At 40.3% G+C, this 14,806-nt stretch carries 13 protein-coding genes; 6 read left to right on the forward strand and 7 right to left on the reverse strand.

Annotated features, from left to right (window positions below; genetic code table 11):
• Positions 1 to 203 precede the first annotated feature (203 nt).
• The gene (locus FL972_RS16510) at positions 204 to 2,390 is read right to left on the reverse strand and encodes a S9 family peptidase (RefSeq protein WP_144607007.1); all 2,187 of its coding nucleotides are present in this window, start codon (positions 2,388 to 2,390) and stop codon (positions 204 to 206) included.
• A gap of 129 nt (positions 2,391 to 2,519) precedes the next feature.
• Here FL972_RS16510 and FL972_RS16515 point away from each other — a divergent pair, with 129 nt between their 5' ends.
• The 3 genes from FL972_RS16515 (at position 2,520) to FL972_RS16525 (ending at position 7,007) form a co-directional block, all read left to right on the forward strand.
• A complete protein-coding gene (locus tag FL972_RS16515) occupies positions 2,520 to 3,506 on the forward strand; it encodes a D-alanine--D-alanine ligase (RefSeq protein WP_144607009.1) in 987 nt (328 codons plus the stop codon).
• A gap of 984 nt (positions 3,507 to 4,490) precedes the next feature.
• The gene (locus FL972_RS16520) at positions 4,491 to 5,654 is read left to right on the forward strand and encodes an AIR synthase related protein (RefSeq protein ID WP_144607012.1); all 1,164 of its coding nucleotides are present in this window, start codon (positions 4,491 to 4,493) and stop codon (positions 5,652 to 5,654) included.
• 3 nt (positions 5,655 to 5,657) lie between these two features.
• On the forward strand, positions 5,658 to 7,007 hold the full coding sequence (locus FL972_RS16525; RefSeq protein WP_144607014.1) for a neutral/alkaline non-lysosomal ceramidase N-terminal domain-containing protein: 1,350 nt from the start codon (positions 5,658 to 5,660) through the stop codon (positions 7,005 to 7,007).
• On the opposite strand, the gene FL972_RS16530 is transcribed toward FL972_RS16525, so the two are convergent.
• The gene (locus tag FL972_RS16530) at positions 7,004 to 7,597 is read right to left on the reverse strand and encodes a class I SAM-dependent methyltransferase (protein ID WP_144607016.1); all 594 of its coding nucleotides are present in this window, start codon (positions 7,595 to 7,597) and stop codon (positions 7,004 to 7,006) included. The two genes, FL972_RS16525 and FL972_RS16530, sit on opposite strands and share 4 nt — an antisense overlap.
• A 66-nt stretch (positions 7,598 to 7,663) precedes the next feature.
• On the opposite strand from FL972_RS16530, the gene FL972_RS16535 reads away from it, so the two are divergent.
• On the forward strand, positions 7,664 to 9,022 hold the full coding sequence (locus FL972_RS16535) for an acyl-CoA dehydrogenase family protein (RefSeq protein ID WP_144607018.1): 1,359 nt from the start codon (positions 7,664 to 7,666) through the stop codon (positions 9,020 to 9,022).
• A gap of 459 nt (positions 9,023 to 9,481) precedes the next feature.
• Here FL972_RS16535 and FL972_RS16540 read toward each other — a convergent pair whose 3' ends face one another.
• From FL972_RS16540 to FL972_RS16550, 3 genes are all read right to left on the reverse strand, one after another.
• Positions 9,482 to 9,802: a hypothetical protein gene (locus FL972_RS16540; protein ID WP_144607020.1), complete on the reverse strand. Its 321-nt coding sequence runs from the start codon at positions 9,800 to 9,802 to the stop codon at positions 9,482 to 9,484.
• A complete protein-coding gene (locus FL972_RS16545; protein ID WP_144607022.1) occupies positions 9,802 to 10,236 on the reverse strand; it encodes a hypothetical protein in 435 nt (144 codons plus the stop codon). The genes FL972_RS16540 and FL972_RS16545 overlap by 1 nt, the downstream gene beginning before the upstream one ends.
• 70 nt (positions 10,237 to 10,306) lie before the next feature.
• On the reverse strand, positions 10,307 to 11,146 hold the full coding sequence (locus FL972_RS16550) for a hypothetical protein (protein WP_144607024.1): 840 nt from the start codon (positions 11,144 to 11,146) through the stop codon (positions 10,307 to 10,309).
• Positions 11,147 to 11,251: 105 nt separating this feature from the next.
• Between FL972_RS16550 and FL972_RS16555 the strand changes: the two genes are divergently transcribed.
• Positions 11,252 to 11,887 (forward strand): GDSL-type esterase/lipase family protein, encoded by a 636-nt coding sequence (locus tag FL972_RS16555; RefSeq protein WP_144607026.1) that lies wholly within the window; start codon positions 11,252 to 11,254, stop codon positions 11,885 to 11,887.
• Between the two features lie 73 nt (positions 11,888 to 11,960).
• A complete protein-coding gene (locus FL972_RS16560; protein ID WP_144607028.1) occupies positions 11,961 to 12,707 on the forward strand; it encodes a TMEM175 family protein in 747 nt (248 codons plus the stop codon).
• Positions 12,708 to 12,771: 64 nt separating this feature from the next.
• Here FL972_RS16560 and FL972_RS16565 read toward each other — a convergent pair whose 3' ends face one another.
• Positions 12,772 to 13,254, reverse strand: coding sequence for a thiol-disulfide oxidoreductase DCC family protein (locus FL972_RS16565; protein WP_144607030.1), 483 nt, complete (start codon positions 13,252 to 13,254; stop codon positions 12,772 to 12,774).
• A gap of 124 nt (positions 13,255 to 13,378) precedes the next feature.
• Positions 13,379 to 14,443, reverse strand: a complete 1,065-nt coding sequence (locus FL972_RS16570; protein ID WP_144607032.1) for a hypothetical protein — start codon at positions 14,441 to 14,443, stop codon at positions 13,379 to 13,381.
• Positions 14,444 to 14,806 lie beyond the last annotated feature (363 nt).

Here is a 14,806-nt window from a genome sequence, read left to right on the forward strand (position 1 = left end):
CAAATCCATTTTGGATGACCCTGTCATATCATTTTTTATATGTTCGAAGAATATTTAAGACTCGGACTGACATTGTCCACGACTCTTTTCGAGTTTATTTTATTCATAACTCCCCCTGGAATTCAAGTATGCTTTGCTCCTTTTCCTCTTTGCGGGAGGCAATTAAAAAAACCGCAGAACTCTCATCCTGCGGTTTTCATTTTTTACAGCTTTCTTTTCAAAAAGTCCGTCATCATGGAATACAAATGCCATGTCGTATTCCCCCCATAGATGCCGTGGTTTCTATTGGGATAATAAAAAGTCTCAAACTGCTTATCGGCAGCTATCAAAGCATCTACTAAGTCCACCGCATTTTGGAAATGCACATTGTCATCTCCCGTTCCGTGAATTAACAGGAAGTTTCCTTTCAGTTTATTGACATGTGAGATAGGACTATTGTCATCATAGCCAGAAGGATTGAGCTGTGGAGTTTGCAAATAGCGCTCAGTGTAGATTGTATCATAATATCTCCAGGTAGTTACCGGAGCAACTGCTATGGCTGTTTTGAAAACATCATTGCCAATCATCAAAGAAAGGGAAGACATATAGCCTCCATAAGACCAGCCCCAGATACCGATTCTTGAAGGATCAACATAGGATTGCTTCGCAAAATACTTGGCCCCTTCGATTTGATCTACGGTCTCCAGCTTGCCTAAATTTGCGTAAGTCGCATGCTTGAAATCACGGCCTCTGGCTCCAGTACCTCTATTGTCCACACAGGCTACGATATACCCTTCTGCAACAAGAGCCTGATGCCAAAAATCACGGGTTCCACCCCAAGAGTTTAAGACATTTTGAGAACCTGGACCTCCATAGACATACATGAGCACAGGATATTTTTTATTCGGGTCAAAATCCGCCGGTTTGATTACATAACCATTCAATGCAGTTCCGTCCACTGTGGGAAAAGTGAAGAACTCTTTTTTACCCAGAGCGAAACTTTTCAACCGTTCCTTTAGCTCTCCATTTTCTTCCAAGGACTTGATCAATTTCCCGCTAGATTCGTGCAAGGTTACAACCTGTGGCATCTCGGTAGTGGAATAATAATCAATGAAAAAACGATAGTCCGGACTCATATTGATTCGATGGGTTCCTGCCAATGGAGTCAGGGTTCTTTTATTTTTCCCGGAAAAATCAATCACATAAAAGTTTCGCTCCAAAGGAGAAGCTTCTGCAGACACGAAGTAGATTTTTTTATTTTTTTCATCCACTCCTACCAACTCAGTCACTTCCCAAGCTCCGCTGGTAATTTGACGGATCAGGCTTCCATCCATCCCATGGTGATAAATATGCTTATATCCGTCCTTTTCAGAAGTTCGGATAAAGCTCTTTCCATCACTTAGGTATTGTAAATTGTCATTGTAATCTAAATCGACATAAGTTTCAGCCTCCTCAGAAAGGATAAGTTTACTGGAGCCAGTTGTAGCATTGGCATGGAAAAGGTCCAACTTATTCTGAAGTCTATTCAAGCGAATGAAAGCAAGTTGATTAGCATCTTTGGTCCAATAGATTCTCGGTAGGTAAATATCTTTCTCAGACCCAGCATCTACTTTTTGAATATTTTTTGAAGCCAAATCATATACATGAATGCTTACCTCTGCATTTTGCTCACCCGCTTTAGGATATTTAAATCTGTAATCTGCAGGATAAAGCGGCCCCCACAGCTGCATATTAAATTCGGGAACCTCAGTTTCATCAAATCTGATAAATGCTATTTTCTTTCCGTCAGGTGACCAAGAAAATGCCTGAGACATAGAAAATTCCTCTTCATATACCCAATCTGCTGCACCATTGATGATTTTATTCCACTCGCCATCCTTTGTGATCTGAGCGGTTTGGTTAGTAGCCAGCTCTACTAGGTACAAGTTATTATCTTTTACAAAAGCTACTTTGTCATTGTCAGGAGATAAAGTCGCATAGGAGATCTTCTCCCCATTCATCAACTGTTGCTTTTCTCCTGTAGCCATATCGACTACATAGAAAATCCCTTTGGTAGATCTTCGATAAATAGATTCAACATCGGTAGCCACCAAAGCTTTTGATTCGTCGGAATTGAAGGAATAAGAAGAAAAATTGAGTCCTAAAGCTCTTCCGTCCAAAAGGACTGCTTCTTCAGCACCTGTGGTTACATTGATTTTTACTACTGTGGGAAATCCTCCACGGTTTACTTGGGAACTGTAATATTTCCCGTCTTTCATCCAATTGATCCCGTAAACGGATTTTTGGGCGAAGGTATTTTTCTTGAAAACATCTTCAAGACTTACCTTTTTGAGAGCCTGAGCCTGCAAGGAGACAGAGGCCAAAAACAAGATCAGAAAAAGCGAGGATGCTTTTTTCAAACTTTCAATCATATCAGTCGTATTTTTGGGTATTTGCAAGTTTTATAGACGGCGAATATAATAAATTCGTCGTCTAGGGAATTAATTCCTTTGGACTCTTTAGATAAATTAAGCTACTTCGCATATTGATTTTTCCCAGCCATGAAGAAGAAAATTGCCTTGGTAACCGGAGGATTCACCGGTGAATCCGTCATATCCCTAAAAAGCGCTGCTGTTGTCGAAAAAACCATAGACCGCGACAGGTATGACGTGTACAAAATCTTGATTTATCCAGGGGATTGGCATTTTGTCTGCGAGTCTGGAGAAAAAATCCCTGTTGATCTTAACGACTTCAGTATTGCCATCGGAGACGAAAAAATCACCTTTGATGGAGTTTTTAATATTTTACATGGTTCGCCGGGGGAAGACGGCAAATTGGCGGGATATTTTGATATGCTGGAAATCCCCTATACCACTTGCGATCAGCTGACTTCAGCTATCACCATGAATAAAGGCTACACGAAAGCCATTGTGCAGGACATACCCGAATTACATATTGCACAGTCCATTCAACTTTTTGGAAATACTGAAAAGAATAGAAAACGAATTGAGGAAGAATTAAACCTTCCTTTATTCATCAAACCTAATAATGGAGGTAGCTCGATCGGAATGAGCAAAGTCAAAACCTGGGAGGAATTATCTGAGGCCTTGGAAAAAGCTTTCGCAGAAGACAAACAGGTATTGGTTGAGGAATTTGTATCAGGAAGGGAATTTTCTGTGGGAGTTTTCCGAGGAAAAGGCGAGATCACAGTACTTCCCGCTACGGAGATTGTGAGCAGCAAGGAGTTCTTTGATTTCGAAGCAAAATATATCCCAGGGGTTTGCGAAGAAATAACTCCTGGCCGAATGAATGAGGAGGAAATAGCAAGAGTTTCACGGGTGGCATCAAGGGTGTATGAAAAACTCAATTGCAGAGGAGCAGTTCGCATTGATTATTTCTTGGAAAAAGAAACCGGAAAGTTCTTTTTTATTGAAATCAATACAGTGCCTGGGCAAACAGAAACCAGCCTAATCTCCCAGCAGATCCGCGCAATCGGAATGGAAGTAAAGGACTTTTATACCCAATTGATTGAGGAGATGTTTGTGTAATTTTGAAAGTGCAATGAGTCTCACGCAGCGGCGCAGAGTTTTTTTAGCTAATCCCGCAAAGAATAAAAGTGGCAAAGTGATTGATTTGATTTGATTTTTTCCGGCAGATTTTCGCGGATTAATTCGCGGATAATCGCAGATTTTGATCTACCAAAAACACAATATTTCGCCGAAGGCGTATTTCAGCGAAGCTATATTTCACAAAGTATTTTTCTAAAATCCCCCTTACCCCCTTTAATTATACAACTCGTCCCAAATCAGTACAGAATTCCAAAGGGGGATTTGACCTGTATTTCGCTCGACGAAGGAGAGCTTATTTCGCGAAGCGTATATCGCGAAGCATATCTTTTCCTCTCGCAGCGGCGCAGCGGCGCAGAGTATTTTTAATCATCCCGCAAAGAATGAAAGAGGCAAAGTATTTGATTTTTCCCGCAGATTTTCGCGGATTACTTCGCTGATAATCGCAGATTTTGATCTACCTAGAACCCCATATTTCGCCGAAGGCGTATTTCGCTCGACGAAGGAGAGCTTATTTCAGCGAAGCATATTTCACAAAGTATATTTCTAAAATCCCCTTTAATTATACAACTCGTCCCAAATCAGTACAGAATTCCAAAGGGGGATTTGACCCGTATTTCGCTCGACGAAGGAGAGCATATTTCAGCGAAGCGTATATCACGAAGTATATCTTTTTATCTCTCGCAACGGCGAAGCGACGCAGCGATTCTTTTGACTCCCGCAAAGTATAGAAGAAGCAAAGTGATTTATTTGATTTTTTCCCGCAGATTTTCGCGGATTAATTCGCTGATTTTCGCTGATTTTGATCTACCTGGAACCCAATATTTCGCCGAAGGTATATTTCGCTCGACGAAGGAGAGCTTATTTCAGCAAAGCGTATCTCACAAAGTATATTTCCCAAATATTTCCTTCTTCAATGCTTCGGAATACTTAACTTTGTCCATTGGTAACCAATCCCAAAAAACCATGAACGAGCGCTACATGCAGCGCGGTGTTTCCGCCTCCAAAGAAGATGTCCATAATGCAATCTCTAAGCTGGATAAAGGACTTTTTCCCAAAGCATTTTGCAAAATCGTAGAAGACACTTTAGGCTCTGATCCGGATTATTGCAATATCATGCATGCGGACGGTGCGGGAACCAAATCCTCTCTAGCTTATCTCTATTGGAAAGAAACAGGGGACTTAAGCGTGTGGAAAGGAATAGCACAGGATGCGATCATTATGAATACGGATGACCTTCTCTGTGTGGGAGCCATCAATAATATTCTCGTATCCTCCACTATTGGTAGAAATAAAAACCTGATTCCGGGAGAAGTAATCTCTGCCATCATAGAAGGTACTGAGGAGGTTCTTCAAATGCTACGGGACAAGGGAGTTCATGCAGTGCTAACAGGCGGGGAAACTGCCGATGTGGGAGATTTGGTTCGCACCGTGATCGTAGACAGCACCGTTACCTGCAGAATGCGAAGGGAAGATGTCATTTCCAATGATAAAATTCAGCCCGGAGACGTAATCGTAGGTTTGGCTTCATACGGACAGGCCAATTATGAGACAGAATATAATGGAGGCATGGGTAGCAATGGATTGACTTCTGCCAGACATGATGTATTCAACAAGGTTTTAAAAACCAAATACCCAGAATCATTTGATCCAGCTGTTCCGGATGACTTAATCTATTCCGGCAAATACAATCTAACTGATGCAGCTCCAGGCGCTCCGGTCAATATTGGAAAATTGGTTCTATCTCCTACCCGAACTTATGCGCCAATAATGGTGGATGTCTTAAATTATTTGAGACCTCATATTCATGGTTTGGTTCATTGCAGCGGAGGCGCTCAAACCAAAGTCCTGCATTTTGTAGAGAATGTACATGTGATTAAGGATAATCTCTTTGAAACTCCTCCACTCTTCAGAATCATACAGGAAGAAAGTAAAACCGACTGGAAAGAGATGTACAAAGTATTTAATATGGGCCATCGAATGGAAGTATATCTCGATGAAAGACATGCGGAAGAAATCATTGATATAGCGGAATCTCATGGAGTTGAAGCTCAGATTATCGGAAGAGTAGAGCCATTTGAGGGAAAAAAAGTAACTATTCAAAGTCCACACGGCACTTTTGAGTATTAAGCTATGGACTTAAAATCAGCTTTTAAATTATTTGGAAAGATCCTGCTCGGGATCTTTCTGTTTTTGTTGCTGATTGCATTATTTACTCTCACAACTGTGGATCGCAGTCCGATTGATGAACAGGATTTTTACCAAGAAACCTTTACCAGACTGGACCAGCTGAGTTTTGAGCAAAGCATAGGGGATGGCTGGATGGCCGGATGGGGAAAAAGTAATATGACTCCAAAAAAGCCTGTGGATTTGGTAGGCTATGCTCCCAGAGGAAACTATGAATTTGTAGCCGACAGCAGTTATGTAAAAAGTATCGTCTTGAGTAATGGAAAACAGGAAATAGCCTGGTTGAATTACGAGCTATTGATTGTTCACCCGTATTTAGCAGAAAAAATTGAAAAGAAGATTAGAGAAAAGTATCCTCAGATCTCTCAACTCCTATTTACAGCTACACACACGCATTCAGGCATGGGAGGCTACATGCCCGGGCCTTTGGGAGAACTGGCATTTGGAGGCTTTCAGGAGGAAATTGTAGCTGGAATTGCAGATAAAAGTTTGGAGGCCATTGAGCGAGCCAAAGCAAGCCTAGATACTGTGAGCATCCATTTCAGAAAAGCAGATGCTACTGAATTGGTGGCCAATCGATTCGTAAAAGATGGTCCGATTGACCCTTTTACCAGGCAATTGATTTTTACCAAAAAAGACGGAAAGTCGGCTACACTTTTCACCTTTTCTGCCCATGCTACGTGTTTGAGCACTAAGTTCATGGGGCTTTCAGGTGATTACCCATTTTACCTGATGAAAAAAATGGAACAGTCCAACTTTGATTTTGCACTTTTTGCAGCAGGCACGGTTGGTTCCCATAGGCCTCTTCGTTCAGGAAATGATATATCTGCAGTTCAAGAATATGCCCTATCCCTCGACTCCATCAGTCAATTAAAAATGACCCGGTATAGCACAGTCAAACTTCCAAGAATCCGAAATGCAAGATTAGACTTATCGCTTAGAGAACCCCATTTAAGGATCTCAGATGATATCCGGATTAGACCATGGTTATTTAAAAAACTACTAGGCGAAACCAATCCACATATGGGTATCACTCAAATCGGAAATACGCTAATCATTTCTTCAAGCGGGGAGATTTCAGGTGTTTTTTATGAAAAATGGGATCAATTGGCTCAGGAAAAAGGACTCAATTTAATTATAACCACTTTTAATGGAGGATATATTGGCTACATCACGCCAGATGAACTCTATGACGAGCATTTTCATGAGGTAAGGGAGATGAATTGGTACGGCCCGGGGAATGGACAATACTTTGATGAGCTGATTACTCGAATAATCCAAAAAGCCGGGAATTAAGCTTTTTGCCAAAGCTGAGCCCGTACCCAATCTTCAGACCATGTTTTTTCTTTCAAGAGGCGGAATCCAGCCTTCTCTAAAAACTCCTTATAATCAGGCAAATCCTTTCTTGGATGCTTAGTGAAAGCTCTGAAGAACCGTATCATCAAAGATTGAAGAAGCTTATTCCGTCTATTTTTCTGCGGGAAAAAATCCGATAGATAGATCAATGCCCCTTGCTTGGAAACAGCTTTTATTTTCATCAAAAGCTCCTCTAATTCTTCATCGATTAGCGTATCCAATACAAATGGCAACAGGATCAAATCATAAGTTTCACCTAGAGGAATTTCTCCTAAATGAAAATTAAGCTCTGAGCTTTCTAAGTTTTTTTCGGCTTTGCGAAGCATACTAACTGACACCTCCACAAAGTCCCCTTTCATATCCCTTTGAACAGACTGATAATCAGAACCAGTCCCTCCGCCTATGATTAAAAGATGCTTGTTGCGTATATTAGAAAGATAACAAGTTTTGGATTGCTTTAAAGTTTGGCCAAAAACCAGACTGGAGAGCAATTCGTAAACAGGAGTCAACCAACGATAATTATCTTTCATATCTCAGAATTAGAAATCTAAGTATTTCTTTTTTCAGATCCTTTCCAATAAACCTAACATAATCGTATGAAAAATCTTTTTAAGAATATCTCAGGCCTTCGCCAACTACTAAAATCTGTAGACTTGGACCAAATCTCTAAACTTTCCCAGAAAGTTGACCTCCCCAAGATGGTAGGATTGGTGTCACAAATGAGCGAATCAGACCTATCCAAAATGATGGGAATGCTTAAAGGTGGAGGTAAACCTAAAGAAATTCCACCGATCAACGGAGACTTTTATGAATTAGGAAAAAGCTTACCCAAACACGAGCGTGATATCCAACTGAGGGTACGGGAATTTATGGAAAGTGAAATCAAACCCATTGCCAATGATTACTGGAACCGCGGGGAATTCCCTATGCACATCATTCCAAAAATGGCCGAGCTGGATATAGCCGGGCTGACTTATCAAGGCTATGGTTGTCCTGGACATTCCGCCTTACTGGAAGGATTTATCGCTATGGAAATGGCAAGAATTGACACCTCAATTTCTACTTTTTTCGGGGTGCAGAGTGGCTTAGCAATGGGATCTGTGTACCTATGTGGGTCGGAAGCTCAAAAACAAGAATGGCTTCCTGCCATGCAGAAACTGGAAAAAATCGGAGCATTTGGGCTTACTGAACCAGAAGTTGGTTCGGGAGTTGCCGGAGGCTTAACCACTACCTGCAAAAGAGAGGGTGATGTATGGATTTTGAATGGCCAGAAAAAATGGATCGGAAATGCCACTTTCTCAGATATGACTGTGATTTGGGCAAGAGACCTGGATGATAATCAGGTGAAAGGGTTTATTGTAAGGAAGGATAATCCAGGTTTTTTTGCTGAAAAACTGGAAGACAAAATGGCCTTAAGGACTGTACAAAATGCCCTGATCACTTTAACCAAATGCGAAGTACCGGAAAGCGACAGGCTACAAGAGGCAAATTCATTTAGAGATACTGCCAAAGTCTTGAGAATGACCAGAGCCGGAGTGGCCTGGCAGGCAGTAGGCTGTGCGAGAGGTGCTTATGAACTCGCATTGGCTTATAGTAATGAAAGAAGTCAGTTTGGAAGACCGATCGCATCCTTCCAGTTGGTTCAGGATCTTTTAGTCACCATGTTGGGAGATTTGACAGCAATGCAAACCATGGTATTTAGGCTTTCCCAAATGCAAGACGCAGGAGATCTGCTGGATGAGCATGCTTCTTTGGCCAAGGTATTCTGCACCTTAAGAATGCGATCCATCGTGGATCAGGCAAGAGAACTATTTGGTGGCAACGGAATTTTGTTGCGACATGATATTGCCAGATTTGTGGCAGATGCAGAAGCAGTATACAGCTATGAAGGCACCAAAGAAATCAATTCTTTGATTGTGGGGAGAGCCATTACCGGGCACAGTGCTTTTGTGTAGTACATAAATTACGGTTCCAGATGAAATTGGATAGATTGATGTACAACATTTATCCTAACTGACAATCATCTATCCTCAAAAATTGAAGTCTAGTCAATCCCGGAGGGATTAAAGTTCGGTAGCAAATGACCTCACAAAAACCTCACCATGCTGTAGGCATGGAACTTTGTGATCCTTTAGAATTATTTTAATTCCTCTCTATATTCTTTTGAGAGGAATTAATTTATTAATTGGATCCCTCCCGATATTCATCGGGACAAGCTCTTGCCCACTTTGTAAAAGGGTAATTATTTCTAGGTATATATTTAGGAACGGGATTTCTATCGCCTGGCTATGATGAGTGGGGATTAGAAAGCACTAACTTCTCCACTGGCACGAGCCACACATTTTTAAATTTACACTTCGTGGCGGACTTTCCAAGTTCCACTAAACTTTCCTGACCGATAAAACCCCATTCATTCATAGCCGATGTTGGGCTTTCGTGTTTTCTATTTCCTTGGCTAGTTCGTCCCAAATGTTCAGGATTATGTTATTAGTTCGAGATTTCGCTTTTTCAATTAAAGCAGCTCCTTCGTTCGTCAGGTGATACTTATTGCCTGACTTATCTACAAATCCGTTCTTTGTTAGCCAAGTCAAAGATGCTTGAAGTTCTTTTTGAGTTGGAACAGCATGGTTTATTCCATCTGCAATTTGAGAAATTGATTCAAAGTTTGCCGGTTCCTGTTCACTAGCAAATGCGGTTGATAGAAAAATCCACGATATGACCGTTGATTCTCCCACTAGTTTGTGAGGTTGTGTTTAATAGCAAATTCACGATCCTGCTTGACAAATTCAGGTTCAATATATGATTCGTTTGTCTGTTCCAATAAAGATCGTTCGTACTCAATTGGGTCATCAATGAAATCTTCAATTTTGTTGAGGTCAATGGTTATGATGTCAGTCGAGTCCCTGTCAACAGCACAATGAATTAGAAGCTTATTTCCATTAGTTGAGATGTCCGTAATATAGGGCGAGGAGTAAGATTCAAAAATTAAGTCTTGTGAATTGCTTCCTTTCTTAGTGAAGAATATCTTCCAATAGTAGGACGTTGTTGCTCCGCCATCTAAAACCGTCCACGTTATCCGGTTTCCGTTCCAGTTCACAGTCTTGAGTTCAGTTGGCGTTCCACAGCCGACCAAGGTTACAAAAAATAGTAGGGGTACAAATTTTCTCATGAGTTCCGACATGAAGCCCAACTTATTTCTATCTTATTTCTATCTTATTTCTATCTTATTTCTATCTTATTTAAAAAATCAAAACTATCCAAGGCAATAGAAAAACTGCCTCCATCCTACTCCGAATTTGATCTTCACTGAGGTTTTTATTGAAAAAAATCAAGAAATGAAGGATAACCATTATCAGCAAAATACAGGAATACATGCGGAAGAAAGAGGGCAAGGCAATAAAGAGCGTCAGCGATATGATAATCAATAGCAATGCAAGCCTTCGGATCCAATCTAATAACTGTCCAGGCTGAATCAACTGAGCTGCAGAGGGGAAACCCGCTAATTCATCTTTCCTTCTATCCATCCAGGAAAGCATTAATAAGTTTAAAAAAGCCAGCAGGGTAAATACTAATAAAAAGACACCTACTCTCCAGTCCCTATCCAATGCATCAGCTCTTAGAAGAGGAATCCAGGCAATCCCTAATACATAAAAAACTGCAGTACTCAATTCTTTCAATCCTTTCCCTGCATTTCCTCCCAAACGAATCAAAGCCATGCTTCCGGCTATTGCTCCTGCTAGAAACAGGGACCAAAATAACTCTCTGGACCATCCTAAAATCCAAATTGCTCCGGATAAGCCAAGCAGGGTTGCTAAAGCCAGACTTAACAAAAGAATTTTCTGATGTCTGGCATGAAACTGATGCCTAGGACTGAGGTCAATCTGTACTTTTTTACGTGAGTCCAATAAATGATCGGCTGTATAAATCACCCATACACAAAGACCCAACAATGCATAAATATCCCATGCTAGCGGCACATGAAGAAGCTTAGAAAAAAATAACATCCCAGCCATGGCTCCTAACACCACGTCAATGGAAAGCCAGGAAATGTAAGAAAAAAGAGTATTGGGAGGCTTCATCTTCTAAAAATAGGGGATGGTATAATGAGTGGAAAATAAATGGACTGAATTTTCTATTTTAGATTCATTTAATTCCTAAAACCCAAAAACCAAAGCTTTCTACAAATGAGAACCTATTTCAATTTTCTAGTCCTCTTTCTTTTCAGTCTTTCGGCATACGCCCAATCACCTATCAAAATTGCCTGCGTGGGAAACTCCATCACTCAAGGACCCGGTAGAGATAATCCCGACTCCTACCCACTGCAAATGCAAGCAATCCTGGGCGATGCTTATCTGGTAAAAAACTTTGGAGTAAGTGGTAGAACCTTACTGAAAAAAGGAGATTTCCCTTATTGGAATGAACCACAATTTCAAGAAGTGAAAGATTTTGCTCCAGACATTTTGGTAATCATGCTTGGTACCAATGATTCCAAACCACAGAATTGGGCTCATAAAGGCGATTTCAGGAAAGACTACCTGGATATGATTGCAGCGTTTCGTCAGCATATGCCGGTAGATGGAAAAGTATATGTCATCATGCCTGTCCCGGTGACTAAGGATAATTTCGGAATTACTGCCAATGTCATGAACAACGAGCAGCGTATGATGATCATGGACATTGCTCAATCCAGTGCTTCAGAGCTGATTGATTTGTATACCCCTTTAATGGATAAGGCTGATTTGCTACCCGACGGTGTTCACCCCAACAAACAAGGTTTGGGGATTATGGCAGCGGTGGTCGCAAGAGCAATTAGGCTTTGATTCATTTTCATGTTCAAAAACTTTCATTGGATTTAATTTCCTGAAGTTTCATTAAAGCAAAAATAAATTCTAATTGAAACAAAAAATTCAAACTTCTCAAGAAAAGCTAGGCTTTCAACTTAGGGGGCTGGAAAATACTCGGATAGAATCTCTGAGCGACGGAGTATTCGCCATAGCCATCGGTCTTCTTTTACTATCCAGTAGTCCTCCTGAAAACTTTGAGCAGCTAAGAGATTTCATCAAAGATTTTATCCCTTTCGCTGGTTCTATTTCAATTTTGATGTTGATTTGGTACCAGCATTATCTATATTTTATCCGCTTTGGTCTCAGGGATTCTGGAACCACCGCTATAAATACTATTCTCCTTTTTTTAGTATTGTTTTATACCTACCCACTAAAATTTCTGATCAGGCTATTGGTAGATATTTACACTGCTTTATTAACTGATAATAAGGAGCTATTTAATCGGATTTTCACTGAAACAATCAAACCTGAAGATACTTCAGAATTGATGATCATTTACGGGCTAGGTGCATCTGGAATATTTTTAGTCTTCGTATGGCTCAATGTTCGATCCCTGAAGAAAAAGAAACAATTACTACTTTCTCAACAAGAAATACTTCTCACCCAAAACAGTGTTAGAATCAATTTAGCGATGGGGCTGATCCCCCTTATTTCAGTAGCTATTTCATTATTCAATCTGGGTGGTAGTTATACCTTTATCATTTCCGGATTTAGCTACACGCTTTACCTAATCATTATGCCCATTTTGGCTTTTCTCAATTCTAAAAGGCTAGAAAATTTTAAAACCTCTACTTAAAACCTTACAATCAAAACGGCAATTTTAAAGAGAAATAATTTCATGAAAGGCTAAAACTTAGACTTCAAAAAAGGATGCTTATCCCAAAAAAGCATGCTCCAAAAATGAGGGCCAGCCAAATTAAATAATAAGGCTTTTGTTGCTTTGGGTTTTTGCCCCAAAAAGCATGGGTGATTTTCATCATGGCTGGCCTATTTTTAGCCATGCAATTGTAGGCATGATCGCTTATCCATCTGAAAGATCTGGACTTCTGATACCAGCGATGCGGAAATTTCAAAGGCCTTTTAAAATGGAAAAAGCTCCTGTAAGCTGAATCAGGACCACTGAATATTTGCCCGTTGGTTTCAATAAACCGGGAAGCCTTTTTGAATTCTTTGAGGGGGATTTCAGGAAATTGATCTGCTACTTCCTGATAGGTTTTAAATACTACCCCCGAAGATTTCTTTTCCCAAACCTGAATCCAGTAAGCGCAAAAACCGCAATTTCCGTCCCATATCATCAATGGATCGGAAGGAGGACTTTGGGTTTGTGGGATTTTTTGGAACATGGGGAAATGAAAAATTTAGTAATTATTAGATGAAAGCTGGAGGCACTTTTAATTATTAAACCGCTTTAAAGCTTCAGGGTTTTATGTAGCTAATAAATAGCTTCAAAATTGAAGCATGAATCGATTAAACTTTTGAATAAAAGGGAATTTCTTCTCCTCTTTCCTTTGCCTCTTTTCTAATATTCATATGAAAATAAAGACTCTCCAAAGTTTCTTCCTGATTAAAGCAATACTCATCTTCCAAAAAATCCTCAGTCTCATACTCTGATAGCGCATAATACTTTTGGACTAGTTGAGCACGAATAGGGATAAATCCTTTCCAAAAGATGGGGAACAGATCAAAATACCCCCCTTTAAAAGAATAGCCCCTCCAGTTGATAAAAAAGTCTTCATCTAGATTAGCATTTTGAAATAGAAATTCGCAGAAATAATCATCCATAATCGTTTCTACCTGAATCACTTTTTCTATCAATTCTTCTTCATTTATTTTCTGAGAAAAATCCCATGTCAATAGTCCCTCTTCATTTAATTCCTTAACCACATTCCAATAATTATTCAGCTGTTCTCGAGTTTGAAGAAATTCTTCCCAGCTATAATCCTCGTAGAAGGGCAAATCTTCCGTCGCTTCTGCCAAATAATCAAAAGTATCCTGAGTCAAGATCAGCCAAGCCTCCACCCAATCATAGGTTAAAGGATTGGGCTCCTTCTTTAATATTCTCAGATTCACACTGGCTTTATGGGCATAAATCTGCAGGTCTGATTTCCCTAGAAATCTCAAATGCTCATCCGCATGAATTCTCAGGTTTACTCGTTCTCCTAAGCCAAACTCTTCATGATGGCATGAAAAACAGGAGCAAGAGTAAATATCCGCGATTTCGTGGTCCTTCCTGTCTTGGGTGAGTTCCAGTACAAACCTTAAATCCAAATAACTTTTAGACTGCTTTCCAAGCAGCCTGTATCCAGTTCTTATCTGATCGGGATTACAGGACATTTCATGACAATATCCCGGAAGAAGCTCCAATTCTACATCTCCAGCATCCTTAAACTGTTTGAAAGATGCATTCAAGCTTCTTAAGAAAGACTCCAAAGGGACATCCGAATAGGTGCGACTTTCGTCCAATAATTCCCCCAAAGAATCTAAATCCATCTTTGAAAAAGCAGTAAGCACTTGGTTGAGATAAAAATCCATGGGAAAAAGAATTAAGTGAACCTTGAAGTTCTCTAGTTTCTCAGAAATGACCAAGTAATTTTCAATGCGAACCTATCTAATTAAGACAATAGCTGTCGGAATTCTGAAGATATTTGTCTTTTGACAGGTCTTTTACTCCTGTTTTCTTAGGTTTGAAATTATTCATCAATCAAATGAAGTCGAGCACAATGCAAGCGACACACACTGGCATGCCCCGATGTATCGGGGAGATGTGCGACCTGCCTGCCGCAGGCAGGGATTCCATATGGCCTTTAAAAACCAAATATGTATATCCGCTTTCTTACCAGTAACAACCAAATACGGCTTTTTGTCAGCTAAATGGATCAGAATCCGGAAGCTTCG

The organism is Algoriphagus algorifonticola (assembly GCF_007655305.1).
Lineage (GTDB): Bacteria > Bacteroidota > Bacteroidia > Cytophagales > Cyclobacteriaceae > Algoriphagus > Algoriphagus algorifonticola.

Bases quoted from the DNA above. Each gene is read 5' to 3' on its own strand.
- FL972_RS16535 (WP_144607018.1), top strand. From the start codon at position 7,664: ATGAAAAATCTTTTTAAGAATATCTCAGGCCTTCGCCAACTACTAAAA.
- FL972_RS16545 (WP_144607022.1), bottom strand. From the start codon at position 10,236: ATGAGAAAATTTGTACCCCTACTATTTTTTGTAACCTTGGTCGGCTGT.
- FL972_RS16550 (WP_144607024.1), bottom strand. From the start codon at position 11,146: ATGAAGCCTCCCAATACTCTTTTTTCTTACATTTCCTGGCTTTCCATT.
- FL972_RS16515 (WP_144607009.1), top strand. From the start codon at position 2,520: ATGAAGAAGAAAATTGCCTTGGTAACCGGAGGATTCACCGGTGAATCC.
- FL972_RS16570 (WP_144607032.1), bottom strand. From the start codon at position 14,443: ATGGATTTTTATCTCAACCAAGTGCTTACTGCTTTTTCAAAGATGGAT.
- FL972_RS16530 (WP_144607016.1), bottom strand. From the start codon at position 7,597: ATGAAAGATAATTATCGTTGGTTGACTCCTGTTTACGAATTGCTCTCC.
- FL972_RS16510 (WP_144607007.1), bottom strand. From the start codon at position 2,390: ATGATTGAAAGTTTGAAAAAAGCATCCTCGCTTTTTCTGATCTTGTTT.
- FL972_RS16525 (WP_144607014.1), top strand. From the start codon at position 5,658: ATGGACTTAAAATCAGCTTTTAAATTATTTGGAAAGATCCTGCTCGGG.
- FL972_RS16565 (WP_144607030.1), bottom strand. From the start codon at position 13,254: ATGTTCCAAAAAATCCCACAAACCCAAAGTCCTCCTTCCGATCCATTG.
- FL972_RS16520 (WP_144607012.1), top strand. From the start codon at position 4,491: ATGAACGAGCGCTACATGCAGCGCGGTGTTTCCGCCTCCAAAGAAGAT.
- FL972_RS16555 (WP_144607026.1), top strand. From the start codon at position 11,252: ATGAGAACCTATTTCAATTTTCTAGTCCTCTTTCTTTTCAGTCTTTCG.